Here is an 18,266-nt window from a genome sequence, read left to right on the forward strand (position 1 = left end):
TTATGGCGCAATTGTGACCAAAGTGTGGCGTGAAGGCAAGCAAAGATAAGGCGCTCAGTGAGCGCCTTATCTATTTAGATTACATATTGGGGTAGTTTGGACCACCGCCACCCTCAGGCGTCACCCAAGTAATGTTTTGGCTAGGGTCTTTAATGTCGCAGGTTTTGCAGTGGATGCAGTTTTGCGCATTGATAACAAACTTAGGCTGGCCGGCTTCTTCAACGATTTCGTACACGCCAGCAGGGCAGTAACGCTGGGCTGGCTCGTTAAATTGCGTCAGGTTTATTCCGAGCGGGATGCTGTTGTCTTTTAAGCGCAGATGGCAAGGTTGGTCTTCCTCATGATAAGTGCTCGACAGATAGACTGAAGAGAGCTTATCGAAGCTGAGTTTGCCATCGGGCTTGGGATAATCAATCTTGCTGTAGGCGCTTACTGGGGCCATTTGTGCATAGTCTGGGTGCTCATCACGCAGGGTGATAGGGAACTTACCGCCGAACCAGTTTTGATCTATGTAGTTAAATGCACCGCCGAGGAAAGTGCCAAACTTGTGCATTGCTGGGCCAAAGTTGCGCGACTTATATAACTCTTCGTGTAACCAGCTTTCTTCCAGATGGGTTTGGAAACAATCCAGATCTTTACCGCCTTCAACCTCGGCCAGCATCGCCTTGGCTAAGGTTTCAGCCGCGACAATACCGCTCTTCATGGCGGTGTGGGTGCCTTTGATCTTGGCAAAGTTTAAGGTACCCGCATCGCAACCAATCAGCAGACCGCCGGGGAAACTCATCTTCGGCAGTGAGTTCAGGCCGCCCTTAGTGATTGCGCGAGCACCATAGCTCAAACGTTCACCGCCGGTTAAGTATTTGGCGATAACTGGGTGAGTCTTATAACGCTGGAACTCATCGAACGGGCTTAAATGGGGATTCTTGTAGTTGAGGTCGATAATCAGCCCCACGGCAATTTGGTTGTCTTCCATATGGTAGAGGAAGCCGCCACCCGATGCGCCATCGGTTAATGGCCAACCACCTGTGTGCACCACTTTACCTTGCTCGTGTTGTTCGGCGGGGACTTTCCAGATTTCTTTAAAGCCCAGGCCGTAATGCTGTGGAGTCTTGCCATTATCTAAGTGGTATTTCGCGATCAGCTGTTTGCCTAAGTGACCACGACAACCTTCTGAGAACACAGTATATTTGGCATGTAGCTCCATGCCGGGCATAAAGCTGTCCTTCGGTTGGCCGTCGGCACCTATACCCATGTCGCCAATCAGGATGCCCTTCACGCTGTTATCTTCATTGAAGAGTAATTCGCTGGCGGCAAAGCCTGGGAAGATTTCTACGCCGAGCGCTTCGGCGCGGGTCGCGAGCCAACGGCAGAGGTTACCTACGCTGACAATATAGTTGCCTTCGTTGTGCATGGTTTTAGGCACAAACGCATTGGGCATCAGTTTGCTGTCGGTGGCGGAGTTGAGTAGATAGATTTCATCGTGGGTCACGGCTGTGGTGACGGGAGCGCCTGAATCGCGCCAGTCGCTGAATAGCTCATCTAACACTCGTGGTTCGAATACGGCGCCAGATAGAATGTGCGCGCCCACTTCGGAGCCTTTTTCTACCACGCAGACGGTCATTTCTTTGCCTGAACTCTGTGATATCTGCATCAACCGACACGCAGTGGCCAAGCCAGCTGGGCCTGCGCCGACGATAACAACATCGAATTCCATTGATTCGCGTTCCATCAGTTCACCTCTTCCTTCGCATATCCCCGATTTTTACCGGGTGTTGTAGTTTGTTTGTAAACGGGCGTTTTATTGCTGATGTCCACCTTACCTCAAAATCACCGCAGGGCACAGGGGCTAAACAGGCTGTTTAGCCTAATTAATGACAAATCTTTGGGTGAGCGCTGTCACAGTTTGTTCACGCTCACTTGAAGCGGATCAAGAAATACCTGTTTGGGGGTATAGCTAGGCAATACTTTCGGCTTATAATCACGAATGACGGTTCTCCGAGCTTGCCTACCTAAGTCGACAGATATGGGGGTGTAGCCGTGGCAATAAGGCCACTGGGGTGAGTAAAGAAATGCACTCGCCTCCCACACTTGGAAAGGTGATCATGTCTCAATTACAAGACAATTTTGGTCGTAAATTTCATTACTTACGAATGTCAGTCACTGACGTTTGTAACTTCAAATGCAGTTATTGTCTCCCCGATGGTTATCATCCGAATGGTAGACAACAGTTCTTATCTCTCAGTGAGATAGAAAATCTTGTGTCCGCATTTAGCCAGGTTGGCACTCAAAAAATCCGTATCACTGGCGGCGAACCCACGCTGCGTAAAGATTTTACCGATATCATTCGAGTGGTCGCCGACAATCCTCGAATTCATACCGTAGCCACTACTACTAATGGGTATAGGCTCGAGAAGCATGCCCAAGAGTGGTTCGACGCAGGGCTACGCCGTATCAATGTGTCGGTGGACAGCTTAGATCCTAAGATGTTTTACCAGATCACTGGCGAGAATAAGTTCGATGAGGTGATGCGTGGCATAGATGCCGCCTTATCCGCGGGCTTTGAACGGGTGAAGGTCAACGCGGTATTGCTCAAAGGCATGAACGATAAAGATTTACCGCGCTTTTTAAATTGGATTAAGCACACGCCTATCGATCTGCGTTTTATTGAGTTGATGGAAACAGGCCTTGGTCGCGAGTATTTTCAGGCTCACCATTTGGCTGGTGCCGATATTAAAGCGCTGTTGCAAGCTGAGGGCTGGCAATTAGATACGCCTCGCGCCGACGATGGCCCTGCGCAAAACTTCAGCCACAGTGACTTTAAGGGCCGTATCGGCTTGATCATGCCCTACGCCACTAACTTCTGCGCGAGCTGTAATCGCTTGCGGGTCTCGGCCAAGGGTAAGCTGCACTTGTGCCTCTTTACCGAGTCTGGCATCGATTTGCGTGATCTACTGCAACACCCGAGTCAGCAAGCGGAATTAATCGAGCGGTTACACGGTCAACTGGCGCAGAAGAAGGAAACCCATTATCTGCATCAGGGCATTACTGGCGTGACGCAACATCTAGCCTCGATTGGCGGTTAATCTAACTTAGGTCTTAGTCTGCTTATCGCGTTATCTTTCATTAGGTTAAATTTCGCGATGGCGCTTAACTTCCCTATGCTTGAATTTGGCATCAGTTTAAAGGATCGCTTCAATGAGCAATGTATTTACCCATATTAACGCCGACGGCAATGCCCATATGGTCGATGTGACCGAGAAAGCCGTGACCGAGCGCGAGGCCCGTGCCGAAGCCTTTATCGAGATGGCGAGTACGACCCTCGAGATGATCATGAGCGGCAGCCACCATAAGGGCGATGTGTTTGCCACCGCGCGTATCGCGGGGATCCAAGCGGCGAAAAAGACTTCAGATTTAATTCCGTTATGCCATCCATTAATGCTAACCAAGGTCGAAGTCGAGCTTGAGGCACAGCCTGAGCACAATCGCGTGCGCATCACTAGCCTGTGTAAATTGTCCGGTAAAACCGGTGTCGAAATGGAGGCGCTCACGGCGGCCTCTGTCGCAGCGCTGACGATTTACGACATGTGTAAAGCCGTGCAGAAAGACATGGTGATTTCACAGGTGCGCCTGCTCGAAAAACGCGGTGGCAAGTCGGGACACTTTAAAGCTGAATAACGTAAAGCGAGATAAAAATATGATTAATGTGTTGTTTTTTGCCCAAGTTCGTGAGCTTTTAGGAACTGCCCAACTGAGTGTTGAAGCGAGCGAGCAGACACAAACCGCAGAAGGATTACGCGCAACACTCGCGGCCACCGACGATAAATGGGCCAAAGTGTTAGCCTCGGACAAATTGCTGGTGGCGGTGAATCAAACCATCAGCCAATGGGATACCCGAGTGAGCGATGGTGATGAAGTCGCCTTCTTCCCGCCTGTGACTGGAGGTTGATATGCGCTTACTGCCAAATGTGCGGGTTCAAACCGTCGATTTTAATGTGGCCGACGAGTACCACCAATTAGCCCAAGACAATAGCGATGGCGCCGTTGTGACTTTTGTTGGCAAAGTGCGCGACTTTAACGACGGTTCAGTGGTGACGGACCTGACCTTAGAACACTATCCCGGTATGACGGAGCGTGTGCTCGAGCAAATCGTGGCCGAGGCGCGTGAGCGTTGGCCACTCAATAAAGTTACGGTTATCCACCGTGTGGGCACTATGGCGCTGGGTGAGCAAATTGTGTTTATCGGCGTCACCAGTGCCCATCGCAAGGCGGCCTTTGCTGCCTGCGAATTCTTAATCGACTTTTTGAAAACCAAAGCCCCTTTCTGGAAATTAGAAGCCGGGGACAAGGGCAAGAATTGGGTCGAAGCCAAGGACGCCGATGAGCAAGCGGCGAAATTGTGGCAACACAAAGACTAACGTAAGACTGAGTCAGTCGTAGGCGAGAGTGAGGGTGAGTTTATGCACAGTGTGACAGGGTTAGGCAAAATCTGGAGTTTAGTATTTGCTCTCGGCTTGTCGTGCTGTGTCGCTGTGATGCCTGCCGTTAGCCGCGCCGAGACTGTGCCAGCGATTGCGGCCGCCGCCAATATCAAGTTTGCCCTAGATGATATTGTTAAAAACTTCAGCGCCGAAACCGGGCTTAAGGTGCGAGTCTCCTACGGCTCGTCGGGGAATTTTGTCGCGCAAATTCAACATGGTGCGCCGTTTGAACTCTTGCTCAGCGCCGATGAGCGTTATATCCATGAGCTGCAGAAAGCAGGCTTTACTCGCGATGCTGGCGTGCAATACGCGGTCGGTCGCCTAGCCTTAGTGGCCCCAAATAAGTCACCCTTAACCTTAGATGCCGAGCTGAACGGAGTAAAAAGCTTGCTCGCCGCGGATAAGTTGGAGCGCTTTGCGATTGCTAACCCTGAACATGCGCCCTATGGGGAGCGCGCCCGCGAACTCCTACAAAAATTAGGCTTGTGGGATGGCCTACAAACTAAGTTAATCTTGGGCGAAAATGCCTCCCAAGCGGCGCAATTTGCCGTGAGTGGCTCCACTCAAGGCGGGATTATTCCGTTATCCCTTGCCTTAGCGCCACAGTTTAAGGCCTTAGGTCAGGCGATTGCCTTGCCCGAAGAATTGCATGGGCCACTCAATCAACGCATGGCCTTGATGCCAAAAGCGGGAGCAACCGCAGAGCGTTTTTATCAATATCTTCAATCTGATGCCGCCAGAGCCGTATTCCTGCAATACGGATTTGGTCTACCCGCTCAGTAAGGCCTTAAATGGATTGGCAGGCACTCTGGTTATCGGTCAAGCTCAGTAGCATCACGGTATTGGTGCTGATCCCGCTGGCGATTCTGGCGGGCCGAGCCTTAGCCTACCGTCAGTTTGTGGGTAAGTCCTGGGTTGAAGCCTTAATCATGGTGCCCTTAGTCTTACCGCCGACTGTGATCGGGTATTACTTGCTGGTGGGGCTAGGGAGTCAAAGCTGGTTAGGGCAATGGTTAGAGCGTCTAACTGGGCAGCAGTTAGTGTTTCATTTCTCGGGGTTAGTGCTGGCGTCCGTGCTGGTGAATATTCCCTTTGCGCTGCAACCGATACAACGCGCCTTTGAAGCTGTTCCTCATGATGTGCGCGATGCTGCAGCCTGTTGCGGCATGAGCAAACTTAAGATTCTGCTGAAAATTGAATTGCCTATGGTGTGGCCTGGGGTGCTGACCGCCTTAGTGCTGTGCTTCTCCCATGTACTCGGTGAGTTTGGGGTCGTGTTGATGATGGGCGGGAATATTGCCGGCGAGACCAAGACTATCTCGATTTCCATCTACGACAGTGTTCAGGCCTTTGATTTTGGTGCTGCAGGAACTATGTCTCTGGTATTGCTGTTATTCGCGATTACCGCATTGGCGCTCACCACCAGTTTATCGCGGCGTTTAGGAGGTCAGCGTGGCGCAAATCATCGCTGATCTGCACTGCCAGATCCAAAACCATAAACACATAAAACTGAGCGCCGAATTTAGCTGCAAGGCGGGTGAGGTGCTGGCTGTCGTCGGGCCTTCTGGCGGCGGTAAGACAACGCTACTGCGGATGATCGCAGGACTAAATCATCCCGATGCGGGCAGAATTGTGTTTGGTGAGACGCCATGGTTCGACAACAAGAGTCGCACCGCGCTAACGCCGCAGCAGCGTCATATCGGCTATATGCCACAGCATTTTGGGCTATTTCCTAATCTTACCACGCTCGAAAACGTCGTAGCCGGACTCGACCATATTCCCAAATCGGAGCGAATAGCCAGAGCGAAGGACTGGTTAGAGCGGGTCAATCTCCATGGGCTGCCCGATAGGCTGCCTATGCATCTCTCTGGTGGTCAGCGTCAACGGGTTGCGCTTGCCCGAGCCCTTGCCCGTGAACCGTCGGTGTTGTTGCTCGATGAGCCATTCTCGGCGGTGGACAGAGAAACCCGCGAACGTTTATACCTCGAGCTTGCCCGCCTAAAAGAGCAGCTGCTTTGCCCCGTGATTATGGTGACCCACGATTTAAATGAAGCGCTGTTGCTGGCCGATTCGATGATCTTGATTAGCCAAGGTCAGATGTTGCAGCAGGGCGCGCCGTTTGAGGTGTTATCGCGGCCACGTAACGAGGCCGTTGCGCGGCAGATGGGGATAAGGAATATTTTCGATGGCGAAGTGGTGTTTCAAGACCGCACTAAGGACATCACTTGGCTGAAGTTTGGCGAGCAACTGATTGCCAGTGATTTTGGTAAAGACCGCAGCGTGGGCAGTAAAGTGCGTTGGGTGATCGCCAATCAAGGTATTCGATTTAACGCTATCACGAATGGGCGTTTATGCCGTAGTTTTAATAAGTTAGATATCACCATCGACTCCTTACTGGTGATGGGCGAGTCGGTGCGCGTCGTCTGTTATGTCACGGGGACTAAGCTACAGCTTAATACGGAAGTGTCGCTCCACCTCGTGCAAAAGCTTGGCTTAATCAAGGGCATGCAAACCACGGTTGCGCTCAAGTCTGAGCAAATTCATATTTTAGAATAGGTTAAAGACGCTTTTTTACCTAGTAATCCTATCCAAAAAGTTCCTTCCAGCAGCATGCCAAATAATATGAATGTAATTGCACTGGTAGCATTGCCATAGGCGTAAGCGCTTAATGCTGCTATCAGTAGCAAGCTTAAGCTAATCCAGCGTGTAATTGGTTTCATATGCACTCCGATTCAAATGACCTTTTAGTTGACTCTAGAACAACTGGATTGCATTGCCAATCGTACTTTTTGACGACACAGATGCGCTAAAATACCTGCTGAAATTCAATTAGTGTGATTTTAAATGGCTAAATGATGGTTTATTACGGTAAATGTCATGCTGCAAAATCCCTAGATGATCAAAGCTTAATCTTGTTTCCATCGGTGTTTCAGTCGCTATTAGGTAAACTCAATACATTCGTCAGTGTTTGCCGAGCCTGAACAAAGTGGATTGAGCAATCCACAGGGGTGATGAATTAGGCGCTATCATGGGCAAACAGGGATAAAAACGATGGGGTCTTGGCACGCCATCGACATCTAACTGATTGTCTCATAAGATACAAACTTAGCCGATTTTTATGGAGGAGCCATGAGACTATGGTTGCTAGGATTCATGTTGGTATCTGGGATTGCCACCGCAGCCCAGAGCATGTATTCGATGCTTTCGAGTGGTGAGTATCAGCCGCCGTTAAGCGTGATGCAGCAAATTGAGAAGGATTTTCCTGGTGTTATCGCCGAGTTTGACATGGAAATGCAGGAAGGCGAATTGGTCTACCAGTTTGAGTTGATTAATCCGCTGGCGAATGCGATTACCCGTTTCGAATATCGGGCCAGAGATGGTAAGTTATTGAAACAAAAAGCGGGTAAAGTCACTGCCGACGATGTTGGCGAAGTGGAAGCCGCGCGCCTTATCAGCACTAAGCATCAAACTTTCTCCGGCATCATTGCGATGGCGACTAAGGACCATAAGGCCTTTTTGACCGACGCAAAGTTAGATCATGACTTAGGTATCAGTTACTTAGAGTTAAAGTTGCTGGACGATACTGGCAAGTATAAATTGGCATTCGATATTGAAAATTTACGGCAACTACCTTTACTTAAGTGGGATTAGCACACTAAGTATTACCGCTAAGTGAAGACAGGGGAGCGCAGCATACAGATGAAAATACTTTTAGTTGAAGATGATGCGACAACGATCGATTACATCGTTAAAGGATTTCTTGAGCAGGGGCATAATATTGAGACCGCCAGCGATGGTCATCAAGGCCTGCTGCAAGCCACGAGTGGTCAGTACGACCTCTTGATTCTCGACCGCATGTTGCCCCAACTCGATGGTTTGAAACTGCTAGCCGCCCTCAGAGCCACGGGCAATCAAACCCCAGTGCTTATCCTGTCGGCGCTGGCCCATGTGGATGAAAGGGTGAAAGGCCTGCGTGCGGGCGGCGATGATTATATGACTAAGCCCTTTGCCTTTTCGGAGCTGCTCGTACGTGCCGAAAAGTTGATGCAACGGGGTCAATCCGTCCCTATTACCACAGATTTAGTGGTCGGCGGCTTAAAAATGGAGCTGCTCACCCGCAATGTGACCTTAGATGGTCACGATTTAATGCTGCAACCCAAAGAATTCCAACTGCTTAAGTATCTGATGGAACACGCCAATCAGGTTATTAGCCGCACGCTACTATTCGAAGCTGTGTGGGATTATCACTTCGATCCCCGTACTAATGTGATCGACGTGCATATCGCCAAGTTACGCCGCAAGTTTGAAGAGTTAGGCCACGGTGAATTGATTGAAACCGTAAGGGGAGCGGGTTATCGCTTACGCCAAAGGCATTAAGCCTTACCAAAGCAGCGCCTGGCGCATCACTATTATCTTCTCGACCTTAGTGACTGTGATCATAGGCGCTTTGCTGTTTGCCCTTTATCGGCAACTGATTATCGAACAGCAGTACCAAGTGACTCAGTATCTCGAGTCAGAAACCCAACGTTATCAGCAGCTTGCTCTTACTGTCGACCGTCGTAGTTTTGCGGCGCAAATCCGTGCCGCCGATCCGCAGACGGCGCTCATCGCTTGGCGTAACAGTTATGACATGGTTGGTGCCTTAAGCTTTATGCCCGAAGGCATGCCCATGCTGCCGCAAACTCGGGATTTCCCGATTTTAACTGGCGGCCCTGATAAGCTGCATATCCTTACCGGCGGCCTAGTGATGACCCGCTATGGCCCTGTGCTCATTGCCACCCGTACCGATAACTTAGCCACCTTGATCGATAAGTTTATCAGTGCGGCGGCCACGGCCGTGATGCTGACTATTGTACTCACTTTGGCACTGGGCTATTTGTTTTCTAAGGCGATTTTGCGCCGCTTAGTGCAGTACAACCGCTTGAGTGAGCAAATTGAGCGGGGGCATTACGATACGCGTCTGCCGCTCAGTTGGCGTCAGGACGAGTTCGATATGCTGGCGCTGCAGTTTAATAACGTGCTGGATATTCTTGAGAATAACCTGATGGCGGTGCGCGGGGTGACTGACAATATTGCCCACGATTTGCGTACGCCCCTATCCCATATTCGCATCGGTCTTGAGGAGTTAGCGGCCAAATCCCCCGATGAAATCAGCGAAGGTTGCGCTATTTTGACCGAAGAGCTCGACCACTGCCTTGCGACCTTCGATGCCATGCTCTCGCTGACACGCATCGAGGAAGGGCAGCAAACCTTAGATCTGCAGGAGCTGAGCTTGGCGCAGCTATGTACCGATCTGCTGGATATGGCCGACGCGGTCGCCGAATCGAATGAGCAAACTTTGAGCCTGTCGCTTCTATCTGATCATAAAGTTTATGGCGATAAATATTTGTTGTTCCAGGCTTTATATAATCTGGTCGACAATGCGATGAAGTACTCAGGTCAAGGCGCTCGCATCGATATTATTCAATCCGGCGCCCAAATTAAGATTTGCGATAACGGCCCAGGGATCCCCGATGACAGCAAAGAAAGGGTGTTTGAGCGTCTAGTGCGTCTCGACCCAAGCCGACATTTGCAGGGCACGGGTTTAGGATTATCTATGGTCAAAGCGATCATGTCGCGGCACAATGCGCAAATTACTCTTTCGGATAATCATCCAGGCCTAGTGGTGACCATTCAGTTTTAGGCCTATATCCGCGTGACAGTGTTGAGAACCCCATGTACCGAATCATAGCCGATGAGGCTGATTTTCTTGTTATTTCTAAATCGCCGAATGTGCATTTTCACAGTCAAGATGGCACTGCGGGTGTTGTTGCGCAGCTGGAGCAGGATTTAGGGATAAAACTCTTTGCCGTGCATCGGCTCGATACGCCGACCTCAGGGCTATTACTGTTAGCCAAACATCCAGCGGCTGCGCGGCAGTTGACTGAGCTTTTTCGCGCCCATCGAGTGCAGAAATATTATCTTGCGCTCGCCAAAGGCAAGCCGAAGAAGAAGCAAGGCTGGGTGATTGGCGATATGGCTAAATCCCGCCGTAGCATGTTTAAGTTGCTGCGAACCAAAGAAAATCCCGCGATAACCCAATTCTTCTCCACCAGTGTTGGTGATGGACTCAGGCTTTATTTACTCAAACCCCACTCGGGTAAAACGCATCAGTTGCGTGTCGCCCTCGCTAGCCTTGGCGTGCCGATTTTGGGCGATGCCCTCTATGGCTCTGATATGGCCGATCGTTGTTATCTGCATGCCTATTGCCTGCATTTTCGTTATCAGCATGAGGATGGCCGCTGGCAGGATTATGCGTATCGCGATATGCCAGAGCAGGGCGAGGTCTTTTCAACACCAGCCGTAGTTGAGACACTCAAGCTTTGGCAAGCCCCCGAGTCATTAGACTGGCCCGAGCGTTAGGCTTGTGGTGTTAGGGCTTGGCAGATCCTGTCTCGCCCCTCTGATTTAGCTTGATACATGGCATGGTCGGCTTCGATTAAGAGCTTGTCTGGCTCACAGCCTCGGTAAATGGTGGCGTAACCAATACTGGCATAGAGCTGGATCTCCTGCCCTTGGCATTGCAGTGGATTTTCCCTCAACACCCTATGTAACTTATCTGCGACGGTTCTGGCGGCGCGTGCGTTGGTGGCTGGCAGTAAGACTAAAAACTCTTCCCCTCCATGGCGGCATAATACGTCATGTTCCCGCAGCACAGTGCTAAACAGTCTCGCCGCGGTGAGTAAGGCAAGATCGCCTATGGCGTGGCCGTATTGATCGTTGATTTGTTTGAAGTGATCGATATCGAGCAGTATCACACTATAGGGTTCATTATTTTTTTGCCAAAGTTGATGGATAGTCGCAAGCCGCTTCTGCATTGCGTGCCGATTCCACAGGCCAGTGAGTTGGTCTCGCTCCGCTAATATTTTGATTTTGCTAACAAGGCGAGTCATGGCATTACCTATCATCACAATATTGATAACAAGGGTGAAGACGACATAAAACCAAAGCATTGGTGTCGCCTCCTCTCGATAGATGGCGATAAAGGTATGGTCTTCGTTTGACGAAAACAGTGCGATGAAGAAACGGAAAGTGAAGATGATGACCATGGCGACTAATGGCAAGACCATAGCCGTCGCGACTTTGTTACTAACATCTCGACTGATTGCAGAGTAGTTATCCCGTGTGAGCATCACAAAGGAGAGGGCGGCATTGGCAGAAAACAGCATGGCAAGCATTGGCTCTGAGTGGGATATCGGGGGAACCGTCAGCATTAATGCGGCGGTGATGCAGAGGATGGTCAGATCGAACTTGGTGCTGCGCTCTAAACGAAAAAGGTACTGGGTACCCCAACGTAACATAATAAATCCCAGCAAGATTAATATATCCGAGCAAAACCAATAGAGGTAACTATTTGATTCTGTTCGCTGAGTGTTGAGTATTATGCCAAGGAATACAAAGAGGTTTGCGAGGGAAAACCGCATACTGGCTAAGGTGGCGATTTTTAATGGTTGAGCGATCAAGCCCCATGCAATAGCCGCAGTACCTGTTAGCAGGCAGATAAACTTGATCAGTAAAAGGGCTTGAGGATCCATGGTTAAGGTTCATTTTTTCCTTTAACTATAGATGGCTTTTTTGGTTTAGGTTGAAAAAGTCTGAAGATTAACCAAGGGTTGCCGGTATTTCTACTACTCAAATAAAGCAGTGGATTATGAAAAAGTTGCAAACAAGCACACTAACTGCGAAGTTAGCAGTTGATATAGGTCAATTAAGGACAGCCTGCTATGGATACAAATAAATTACTCTTAGTCATCATTGCAATTCTATTACCTCCAGTCGCGGTATTTTTAAAGGCGGGTGCGGGCAAAGACTTATTAATCAACATAGTGTTGTGTTTATTTTTCTGGTTACCCGGCTTATTGCATGCACTCTGGGTGGTGACGAAGGATTAGCGAATCCTCAATAAAAAAGCGCAACCTAGGTTGCGCTTTTTTATGCAGAAAATCGGGCAGGTTAATTAAAATGCGACTGTATAGCCGATAGTAGCGGTACGACCCATGCCTTTGAAATAACGATCATTGGTACCCATAGTTTGTGAGTAGTAGTTGAAATAATCCTTATTAAACAGGTTTTGCACGCCTAAGGTTAAGGTGCCAGTGTAGAGCGGCATTGAGAATGACGCATCGACAGTGGTGTAGCCATTAAACTCGGCATATTTCTCGCCTGTGGCATCTTCGAAATCACGGTCCATAAAGTAGTTTGCCTGTACGCGCGTCGACATCTCGTTATCGAAATTATGGGTCCAGAACAGGTTGATACGATTCGGTGAAATGTTGGCACCATCGAGATCGGTATCTGTGTTGTTGTCATCATTCGAATCATATTCACCGCGCTGAATCGCTAAATTCATGCCCAGATCGTCGTTGCTGGTCAGGTAGGCGGTGATATTGGCTTCGATACCATCGATCACGCTCTTCTCACGTTTGACATCGTAGAAGCCGTCGCTGTTTAAGGCTAAACGCGCACCGTAATCCGTTGCCGAACGATAGTAGGCAATCTTAGCGCTTAAGTATTCTCCTTGATAATCGGCGCCAAACTCCACGTTATCCGTCACAATCGGTGCAAGGGATAGAGAGTCGCTAATGCTAGGATTGGCGCCAGGGAAGCTGTTACCGTCGCGCAGAATGCGGCCGATATCTGGCATACCAAAACCTTGGTTATAACTAGTGTAAACGCGGATATCTGGAGTGATTTTGTAGGAGATACCTATGTTGAATAGGGTCTCGTCGAAACTCGCTTCGCCCCCTTCAATTTGTTTATTTCCCGCGCCGTAGAGTGTCTTGTAGTCATCGACATTGAGCTTAGCGTGCTCGTAGCGTACGCCGGTCGATAGGGTTAGATCGGTAATTAAATCATAATCTAACTGCAAATAGGGCGCGAAGTTGTCATAGGTGCTTTCAGGCACCCACGACAGACCCGTCTGTACTAAATCCTGCTCTGTGGTATCGCGGAACAGGTCGATACCATAGGCGGCGTCGATACCCGTATCGGCAATATTTTTGGCAATTAACGAGGTCTTTAATCCCCATTTGACCGAAGAGTTACGCGATTGCTCATAGTACCAACTCTCGCCTTTAGGGCCTTCGCATTGTACTAGGTTGTCGTTATTGGCAAATGCAGGATCGTAGAAAGTCTTGTTACAGCCACCGCCATACACGGCCTCAAAATCTTGATTAAACAACTGAATACTCAGCTGTTGACCTGCAATATTCTCGTGGGTGTAAGTGAGGCTAGTCGTCGTGACTTGGTTGTTAGCCGCTTCCCAAGGTTGTTTTTCTTCGATTGCGCCCGTTGGTTTGCCAGTGGTTATATCGCCTTTCACTGGCATCCAATCGCCGTTGTTCTCCATGTTGTAATGGTTAACCATCAGCTCTAAGCGCGACTCGGCAAAATTGTGGCCGAGTTTGATAAAGAAGTCTTTGCTCTGGCTGTCCATGGACTCGCCTTGCGTCGTGTCCACCCCAATCACATCGTGGTTTGCATCGTAGTACACGCCGTTATTACGGTAGCTCACCGAGCCCAACATATCGATCAGCTCGGATTCGCCCGAAAACGCATAGCTTGCACCAAAACTTACACCGTTCGATTTGAGCGAGTCGGGCACAGTAACATCGAAACTGACGACGTGTTGGTTATCGCCCGTTGGTTTTTTGGTGATGTAGTTGATGATACCGCCCTGTGCGCCTAAGCCGTGCATCGCATTGGCACCGTGGATAATTTCGATACGCTCGATCATCGCAGGGTCGATAGTTTGTCCCGAACGACCACCACTACGCAGCGGGTTGGATTGGGGCACTCCATCGATCATGATTAATGGCGGGCGGCCACGCAGGGTTTCGCCCGTGTTGCTCATCTTCTGACGGCTGGGTGAAAAGCTAGGTGCTAAGTTACCGATAATAGTCGACAAATCTTTAGTGGTGCGGAACTGCTCTTCGAGTTGCACGCGGTCGATAATGGTCACTGTATTGGGAATGGAGCTTGGCGATTTATCCATGCGGCTCGCGGTGACAGTGATCTTTTCGATGTCTTTATTCTTATTCGTTCCCGTATCTGGGGCTTCTTGAGCCACTGCGGATTGGGTGAGGGCGGCAAATACGGCGAGGGCAACAAACGAGGTTTTGAACGTCATATAACTTCCTGCTAAGGGCGAGTGAATTTGCTACACCGATATCCTTGGCATTAGACTATTCCGTTAAACAACATTGCAAATGATAACGATTTTTATTGCGGCTGATTTTAAGGAAGTGAATTGGGCTTGTCTAGTCGAGTTGTAAATAAAATGCGTGGAAAAAGTGGCACTTTCTTGAACTTGTGACTCGGTTATCAATATAGGTGCATTTAGATTGAGGGTTTGTATAGCGATTTAACCGTCTGCATTTGTTGCCGAGTCGAAGGAAGAATATAATGGCGACCTTTTTCTCGCCTTGGTGCCCATATGAACCGTAAAAAGAAAATTAATCAAACGCTTAAGCAAAAGGCGAAAAAAGCCAATGCCAAGTTACATAGCAGCAATAAGCCTAAATATATTTCTAAAGCCGAGCGGGCGGCGCAGGCCAACGCGACAGAAACCGAGATTGTGCTGCCTATTGCACAATCGGCAGAGGTCGTCGCTAACGAGAATGCTTAACCGACTAACCCTTTACTTAGGGTCTAAATAGTCGATTGGATTTAAGTAAAACGCCTTTTTATATCCTTGGGTTGAAGTGTCGATTAACCAAGGTCTGGGTAACAGGCTTAAAATGGAATAGTGCAAATGGGGCGGTTTACCCTGGGCGTTCCCTGTGGTGCCGACGGTGCCGAGCATATCCCCGCGTCCCGCAAATAAACCTGTCGATGTGTTAAGGCTGTCGAGGTGGGCAAAATAGTGGATTTGCCATTTCGGGCCGAGTCCAATCACCACCTTGCCACCCTTAAAAAACTCCCCTTTATACAGAAGTAACAGCGGCGTTGGCGCGATTACGGGCGTATTGGCCGCGGCAAATATATCAATGCCTTTATGGGTGCCAGAGTTGCCCCAGGGTTCATACCAAAAGGTTTGGCTATTCCAATCCTTATTGCTGGCGCCTTTGACTGGGATGACGGGCTGTTCTGGCACTAGGCATCCTGCAAGAGTAAAAAGCAGCATGGCGAGCGTGATAAATTTGAGCTTCATTTTGACCTCCGTATAACGCTGCTAGTGGAACTCGCTGAATTCATGCCAATTAGTGGGGTATTGACTGCGCTCGGCCTCACTGAGTGATAACCAGTAAGGCCGCCAAAACGTATCGCACCAAAACTCAATATTGCCCTGCAGACTGCCGAGTGTATCAGGATCGACATCGGGAAAGCTTTCCCACGGTGCTGGTGGCGCGGCCTTAAAGCCGATTAGCCGTTGCAGCAGTGCGATATCATTACTGATGAGTAGCACGCAAACTCCTGCAAAATCAGCATATTGATGTAGAAATACATGGCTTTGCCCTTGGGCATGGTGCAACAGCTTACTCGATGCTGCATCCTTTTCAACAACAGGCGCGAATGCCATCTCGGCGAGCAGGGCATCGAGTCGTTGTTTATCTTGGTTACTCAACAAGCAATGTATTTGATAGGCGGCGAGATCGGGCTGCATCGCGGGGGTGACGATGGGATAAACTTGATGGCTGGGCAAAAGCAGGCGAGGTAAGGGCCCATTAAAAATCGCTTGGAGATCCGCAGTCTGTGAGTCCGGATTCGCCTTAGGGCCGAGGTGTCGTTTTAGCCAGTCGAGTAGTCCCATTTTTGTTCTCCTAACCTTAGCGTTTAAGTGGAGTTGCTTGTTGGTTTGTTTGGGGATTTCCCTCAGTACTTCCTTCAATGTTCTCCTACGCTTTCCTCAACCTCTCCCTCTACAATCATGACAGTGGGAGCTTCCCAGCGTAGCCAACCCTTGGTGCGCGGGGCATCGATATACCACAGGCCTTCACGTTGCACTAAGGGGAAAACCTCCCGTGAGGGCGCAAAAGGGCCGGGGTTCTGCTGGGCAATTTCGATACTGGTTTCTGTGACGCTGGCGACAATCGCGACATGGCCGTAGGGATTAAACATCCATGGCGCGAATACCAATAAATCATCGGCCATAGGTTTGCTTTGGCTGCCATTGGTATATTGCCGTAGGGCGCGTTTTTCATTCCAGCTCGCATCGGGCAGCAGGTCGTTGAAGAAGTCTTTGGCGTGACCAAAACTGTCGGGCATTTTGTGTTGAAAACGCAGATAAAAGTAACGTTTAACGAACTCTACGCATTGGTATTTGATACCCAGGTTATAGCCATTGAGGGAGAGGTTGCGTCCCTCGTTAGTGTTGACGCCGCCGTTATAATAAATCTCGACGCCATTGAGTGAGTCGAGCACATCACCCACTTGGTAGTCCGTATTTAAGTTATAACGAGTCAGCCCGTGGTAGCCAAGAAAACCAAGGCCGCAGACTAGGCTCGCTGCGAGTATCAATAAACGAAAACCTTTGACCATCTTTAGTACGACATTCTCAAAAGATAAATTGATTCAGCAGGATACAAGGTCAGATTGTATGCTGATGTCGCTAAAAACGTCTAGGCGTACTGGCTGTTTGCCGGGAGCTTAATACTTTCGTTGTGCTTAAGGTGGGGAGGAACCCTAGCGGCGCACTGATAAAGCGCCGCTAAGGAAATACCTCTATGACTATTTGTTGGAGGCGAGTTTGACTGGAACTACTTCAAACTCGGGTCTGTCTTTGGGTAAGTATGACTTCCACCACCCTTGATTGAGCGCTGGGCTGTGGGCTAGCTCATTGAGGTTAATCCCCTGACCAAATTCAGGAGTCAGCAGGGGGACTGCATAGGCTTTCGCCGCCGCGGCAATTCGCTCTAAGGGTTCGTACCAACTGTGCAGCGCTAAGTCGAAACTGCTGTTATGGATTGGGATAAGGTATTGACCTTGAAGATCTAAATGCGCCCGCAGCGATTGCTCAGGTTGCATGTGGATATCGGCCCACATCTCATCGTAGGCACCGGTTTCGACTAAGGTGAGGTCGAAGGGGCCCAGTTTATCGCCAATCTTTTTAAAGCCATCAAAATAGCCTGAGTCGCCACTGAAAAAGATATTTAATTCAGGGGATTGAATGGCCCAAGAGGCCCACAGGGTTTGATTTCTGTCTTTTAGTCCTCGGCCCGAAAAATGTTGTGCTGGCGTGGCGGTAAAGCGCACACCTTGATGCTCGGTTGCCTGCCACCAGTTGAGGGCGACAATTTTTTCCTTTGGAATACCCCAAGCAATCAAATGTTTATCGAGACCTAGTGGCACAATAAACTTCTGAGTGCGTGCAGCGAGCGCCACTACGCTTTGCTTGTCTAAGTGATCATAATGATCGTGGGACAAGATAATCCCAGCGAGCGGCGGAATATTTTTGAGCTCAATGGGCAGAGCGTGAAAACGTTTTGGACCAAACCATTGGCTTGGTGAGGCGCGCTTTGAAAACACAGGATCGGTTAACCAATACTGGCCGTTTAGCTGTAACAGCACAGTCGAGTGGCTGATTTTATACAGCATAGGCGTAGCCCCCGCCGTGGCGGACAGTTGCATAGGCTGAATAGGTAGCGCTTGGCTTGGACTCTTATCGGGAATACGTTCAGTGACGTAACGCCATAAAATAGCAGGTAAATTACCTTCACCACTGTGAGCGTTTGGCGCTTCATTACGAAAGCGTTGATCCTGAGTTGGGGCAGTTTGAATGGTGTTGGGATCTAAGGTCATAATAACACT

At 49.5% G+C, this 18,266-nt stretch carries 21 protein-coding genes and 1 riboswitch; of the genes, 13 read left to right on the forward strand and 8 right to left on the reverse strand.

Annotation, left to right across the window (positions count from 1 at the left end; translation table 11 throughout):
• Window positions 1–79 precede the first annotated feature (79 nt).
• Window positions 80–1,729, reverse strand: a complete 1,650-nt coding sequence (locus SHEWMR4_RS01455) for an electron transfer flavoprotein-ubiquinone oxidoreductase (protein ID WP_011621079.1) — start codon at window positions 1,727–1,729, stop codon at window positions 80–82.
• Window positions 1,730–1,981: 252 nt separating this feature from the next.
• Window positions 1,982–2,115, forward strand: a riboswitch (molybdenum cofactor riboswitch).
• Between SHEWMR4_RS01455 and moaA the strand changes: the two genes are divergently transcribed.
• The 7 genes from moaA (at window position 2,103) to SHEWMR4_RS01490 (ending at window position 7,034) form a co-directional block, all read left to right on the forward strand.
• Entirely contained in the window at window positions 2,103–3,083 is a 981-nt protein-coding gene (moaA, locus tag SHEWMR4_RS01460) for a GTP 3',8-cyclase MoaA (protein WP_041408666.1), read from the forward strand. It overlaps the preceding riboswitch by 13 nt.
• A gap of 112 nt (window positions 3,084–3,195) precedes the next feature.
• Window positions 3,196–3,675: a cyclic pyranopterin monophosphate synthase MoaC gene (gene moaC / locus SHEWMR4_RS01465; RefSeq protein ID WP_011074083.1), complete on the forward strand. Its 480-nt coding sequence runs from the start codon at window positions 3,196–3,198 to the stop codon at window positions 3,673–3,675.
• Window positions 3,676–3,694: 19 nt separating this feature from the next.
• The gene (moaD, locus tag SHEWMR4_RS01470) at window positions 3,695–3,946 is read left to right on the forward strand and encodes a molybdopterin synthase sulfur carrier subunit (RefSeq protein WP_011621081.1); all 252 of its coding nucleotides are present in this window, start codon (window positions 3,695–3,697) and stop codon (window positions 3,944–3,946) included.
• A 1-nt stretch (window position 3,947) separates the two neighbouring features.
• Window positions 3,948–4,415 carry a molybdopterin synthase catalytic subunit MoaE gene (gene moaE, locus SHEWMR4_RS01475; RefSeq protein ID WP_011621082.1) on the forward strand — a complete coding sequence of 156 codons (468 nt, stop codon included), beginning with the start codon at window positions 3,948–3,950 and terminating at the stop codon, window positions 4,413–4,415.
• Window positions 4,416–4,457: 42 nt separating this feature from the next.
• The gene (gene modA, locus SHEWMR4_RS01480) at window positions 4,458–5,261 is read left to right on the forward strand and encodes a molybdate ABC transporter substrate-binding protein (RefSeq protein WP_011621083.1); all 804 of its coding nucleotides are present in this window, start codon (window positions 4,458–4,460) and stop codon (window positions 5,259–5,261) included.
• 8 nt (window positions 5,262–5,269) lie between these two features.
• The gene (modB, locus tag SHEWMR4_RS01485) at window positions 5,270–5,950 is read left to right on the forward strand and encodes a molybdate ABC transporter permease subunit (protein ID WP_011621084.1); all 681 of its coding nucleotides are present in this window, start codon (window positions 5,270–5,272) and stop codon (window positions 5,948–5,950) included.
• The gene (locus SHEWMR4_RS01490) at window positions 5,931–7,034 is read left to right on the forward strand and encodes an ABC transporter ATP-binding protein (RefSeq protein WP_011621085.1); all 1,104 of its coding nucleotides are present in this window, start codon (window positions 5,931–5,933) and stop codon (window positions 7,032–7,034) included. The genes modB and SHEWMR4_RS01490 overlap by 20 nt, the downstream gene beginning before the upstream one ends.
• Here SHEWMR4_RS01490 and SHEWMR4_RS01495 read toward each other — a convergent pair.
• The gene (locus SHEWMR4_RS01495; protein WP_041408667.1) at window positions 7,019–7,198 is read right to left on the reverse strand and encodes a hypothetical protein; all 180 of its coding nucleotides are present in this window, start codon (window positions 7,196–7,198) and stop codon (window positions 7,019–7,021) included. The genes SHEWMR4_RS01490 and SHEWMR4_RS01495 overlap by 16 nt on opposite strands.
• A gap of 409 nt (window positions 7,199–7,607) precedes the next feature.
• Here SHEWMR4_RS01495 and SHEWMR4_RS01500 point away from each other — a divergent pair, with 409 nt between their 5' ends.
• The 4 genes from SHEWMR4_RS01500 to SHEWMR4_RS01515 are packed head-to-tail and all read left to right on the forward strand — an operon-like array spanning window position 7,608 to window position 10,880.
• On the forward strand, window positions 7,608–8,129 hold the full coding sequence (locus SHEWMR4_RS01500) for a hypothetical protein (protein ID WP_011621086.1): 522 nt from the start codon (window positions 7,608–7,610) through the stop codon (window positions 8,127–8,129).
• A 48-nt stretch (window positions 8,130–8,177) separates the two neighbouring features.
• Window positions 8,178–8,855: a response regulator transcription factor gene (locus SHEWMR4_RS01505; protein ID WP_011621087.1), complete on the forward strand. Its 678-nt coding sequence runs from the start codon at window positions 8,178–8,180 to the stop codon at window positions 8,853–8,855.
• Window positions 8,856–8,904: 49 nt separating this feature from the next.
• On the forward strand, window positions 8,905–10,161 hold the full coding sequence (locus SHEWMR4_RS01510) for a sensor histidine kinase (RefSeq protein ID WP_041408668.1): 1,257 nt from the start codon (window positions 8,905–8,907) through the stop codon (window positions 10,159–10,161).
• Window positions 10,162–10,193: 32 nt separating this feature from the next.
• Window positions 10,194–10,880 (forward strand): TIGR01621 family pseudouridine synthase, encoded by a 687-nt coding sequence (locus SHEWMR4_RS01515; protein WP_011621089.1) that lies wholly within the window; start codon window positions 10,194–10,196, stop codon window positions 10,878–10,880.
• Here the strand turns inward: SHEWMR4_RS01515 and SHEWMR4_RS01520 are convergent.
• On the reverse strand, window positions 10,877–11,818 hold the full coding sequence (locus SHEWMR4_RS01520) for a GGDEF domain-containing protein (RefSeq protein WP_227499222.1): 942 nt from the start codon (window positions 11,816–11,818) through the stop codon (window positions 10,877–10,879). The genes SHEWMR4_RS01515 and SHEWMR4_RS01520 overlap by 4 nt on opposite strands.
• A 423-nt stretch (window positions 11,819–12,241) precedes the next feature.
• On the opposite strand from SHEWMR4_RS01520, the gene SHEWMR4_RS20650 reads away from it, so the two are divergent.
• Window positions 12,242–12,409: a YqaE/Pmp3 family membrane protein gene (locus SHEWMR4_RS20650; RefSeq protein ID WP_011621091.1), complete on the forward strand. Its 168-nt coding sequence runs from the start codon at window positions 12,242–12,244 to the stop codon at window positions 12,407–12,409.
• Between the two features lie 65 nt (window positions 12,410–12,474).
• Here SHEWMR4_RS20650 and SHEWMR4_RS01530 read toward each other — a convergent pair whose 3' ends face one another.
• On the reverse strand, window positions 12,475–14,646 hold the full coding sequence (locus SHEWMR4_RS01530) for a TonB-dependent receptor (protein ID WP_011621092.1): 2,172 nt from the start codon (window positions 14,644–14,646) through the stop codon (window positions 12,475–12,477).
• A gap of 306 nt (window positions 14,647–14,952) precedes the next feature.
• Between SHEWMR4_RS01530 and SHEWMR4_RS01535 the strand changes: the two genes are divergently transcribed.
• Window positions 14,953–15,144, forward strand: a complete 192-nt coding sequence (locus SHEWMR4_RS01535; protein ID WP_011621093.1) for a DUF2986 domain-containing protein — start codon at window positions 14,953–14,955, stop codon at window positions 15,142–15,144.
• A 12-nt stretch (window positions 15,145–15,156) separates the two neighbouring features.
• Here the strand turns inward: SHEWMR4_RS01535 and SHEWMR4_RS01540 are convergent, their stop codons facing one another.
• From SHEWMR4_RS01540 to SHEWMR4_RS01555, 4 genes are all read right to left on the reverse strand, one after another.
• Complete coding sequence (locus tag SHEWMR4_RS01540) at window positions 15,157–15,669, reverse strand: M23 family metallopeptidase (protein ID WP_011621094.1); 513 nt, start codon at window positions 15,667–15,669, stop codon at window positions 15,157–15,159.
• A 21-nt stretch (window positions 15,670–15,690) separates the two neighbouring features.
• The gene (locus tag SHEWMR4_RS01545; RefSeq protein WP_011621095.1) at window positions 15,691–16,269 is read right to left on the reverse strand and encodes a hypothetical protein; all 579 of its coding nucleotides are present in this window, start codon (window positions 16,267–16,269) and stop codon (window positions 15,691–15,693) included.
• A 74-nt stretch (window positions 16,270–16,343) separates the two neighbouring features.
• Entirely contained in the window at window positions 16,344–16,976 is a 633-nt protein-coding gene (locus SHEWMR4_RS01550; RefSeq protein WP_227499223.1) for a CHAP domain-containing protein, read from the reverse strand.
• Between the two features lie 210 nt (window positions 16,977–17,186).
• A complete protein-coding gene (locus SHEWMR4_RS01555) occupies window positions 17,187–18,257 on the reverse strand; it encodes an MBL fold metallo-hydrolase (RefSeq protein WP_011621097.1) in 1,071 nt (356 codons plus the stop codon).
• Between the last annotated feature and the right edge of the window lie 9 nt (window positions 18,258–18,266).

Origin of the sequence: Shewanella sp. MR-4 (assembly GCF_000014685.1) — a bacterium.
Classification (GTDB): Bacteria; Pseudomonadota; Gammaproteobacteria; order Enterobacterales; family Shewanellaceae; genus Shewanella.

Excerpts from the sequence above, each read along its gene's own strand:
- SHEWMR4_RS01455 (WP_011621079.1), bottom strand. The coding sequence starts at position 1,729 with ATGGAACGCGAATCAATGGAATTCGATGTTGTTATCGTCGGCGCAGGC.
- moaA (WP_041408666.1), top strand. The coding sequence starts at position 2,103 with ATGTCTCAATTACAAGACAATTTTGGTCGTAAATTTCATTACTTACGA.
- moaC (WP_011074083.1), top strand. The coding sequence starts at position 3,196 with ATGAGCAATGTATTTACCCATATTAACGCCGACGGCAATGCCCATATG.
- moaD (WP_011621081.1), top strand. The coding sequence starts at position 3,695 with ATGATTAATGTGTTGTTTTTTGCCCAAGTTCGTGAGCTTTTAGGAACT.
- moaE (WP_011621082.1), top strand. The coding sequence starts at position 3,948 with ATGCGCTTACTGCCAAATGTGCGGGTTCAAACCGTCGATTTTAATGTG.
- modA (WP_011621083.1), top strand. The coding sequence starts at position 4,458 with ATGCACAGTGTGACAGGGTTAGGCAAAATCTGGAGTTTAGTATTTGCT.
- modB (WP_011621084.1), top strand. The coding sequence starts at position 5,270 with ATGGATTGGCAGGCACTCTGGTTATCGGTCAAGCTCAGTAGCATCACG.
- SHEWMR4_RS01495 (WP_041408667.1), bottom strand. The coding sequence starts at position 7,198 with ATGAAACCAATTACACGCTGGATTAGCTTAAGCTTGCTACTGATAGCA.
- SHEWMR4_RS01500 (WP_011621086.1), top strand. The coding sequence starts at position 7,608 with ATGAGACTATGGTTGCTAGGATTCATGTTGGTATCTGGGATTGCCACC.
- SHEWMR4_RS01505 (WP_011621087.1), top strand. The coding sequence starts at position 8,178 with ATGAAAATACTTTTAGTTGAAGATGATGCGACAACGATCGATTACATC.
- SHEWMR4_RS01515 (WP_011621089.1), top strand. The coding sequence starts at position 10,194 with ATGTACCGAATCATAGCCGATGAGGCTGATTTTCTTGTTATTTCTAAA.
- SHEWMR4_RS01520 (WP_227499222.1), bottom strand. The coding sequence starts at position 11,818 with ATGTTACGTTGGGGTACCCAGTACCTTTTTCGTTTAGAGCGCAGCACC.
- SHEWMR4_RS20650 (WP_011621091.1), top strand. The coding sequence starts at position 12,242 with ATGGATACAAATAAATTACTCTTAGTCATCATTGCAATTCTATTACCT.
- SHEWMR4_RS01530 (WP_011621092.1), bottom strand. The coding sequence starts at position 14,646 with ATGACGTTCAAAACCTCGTTTGTTGCCCTCGCCGTATTTGCCGCCCTC.
- SHEWMR4_RS01535 (WP_011621093.1), top strand. The coding sequence starts at position 14,953 with ATGAACCGTAAAAAGAAAATTAATCAAACGCTTAAGCAAAAGGCGAAA.
- SHEWMR4_RS01540 (WP_011621094.1), bottom strand. The coding sequence starts at position 15,669 with ATGAAGCTCAAATTTATCACGCTCGCCATGCTGCTTTTTACTCTTGCA.
- SHEWMR4_RS01545 (WP_011621095.1), bottom strand. The coding sequence starts at position 16,269 with ATGGGACTACTCGACTGGCTAAAACGACACCTCGGCCCTAAGGCGAAT.
- SHEWMR4_RS01555 (WP_011621097.1), bottom strand. The coding sequence starts at position 18,257 with ATGACCTTAGATCCCAACACCATTCAAACTGCCCCAACTCAGGATCAA.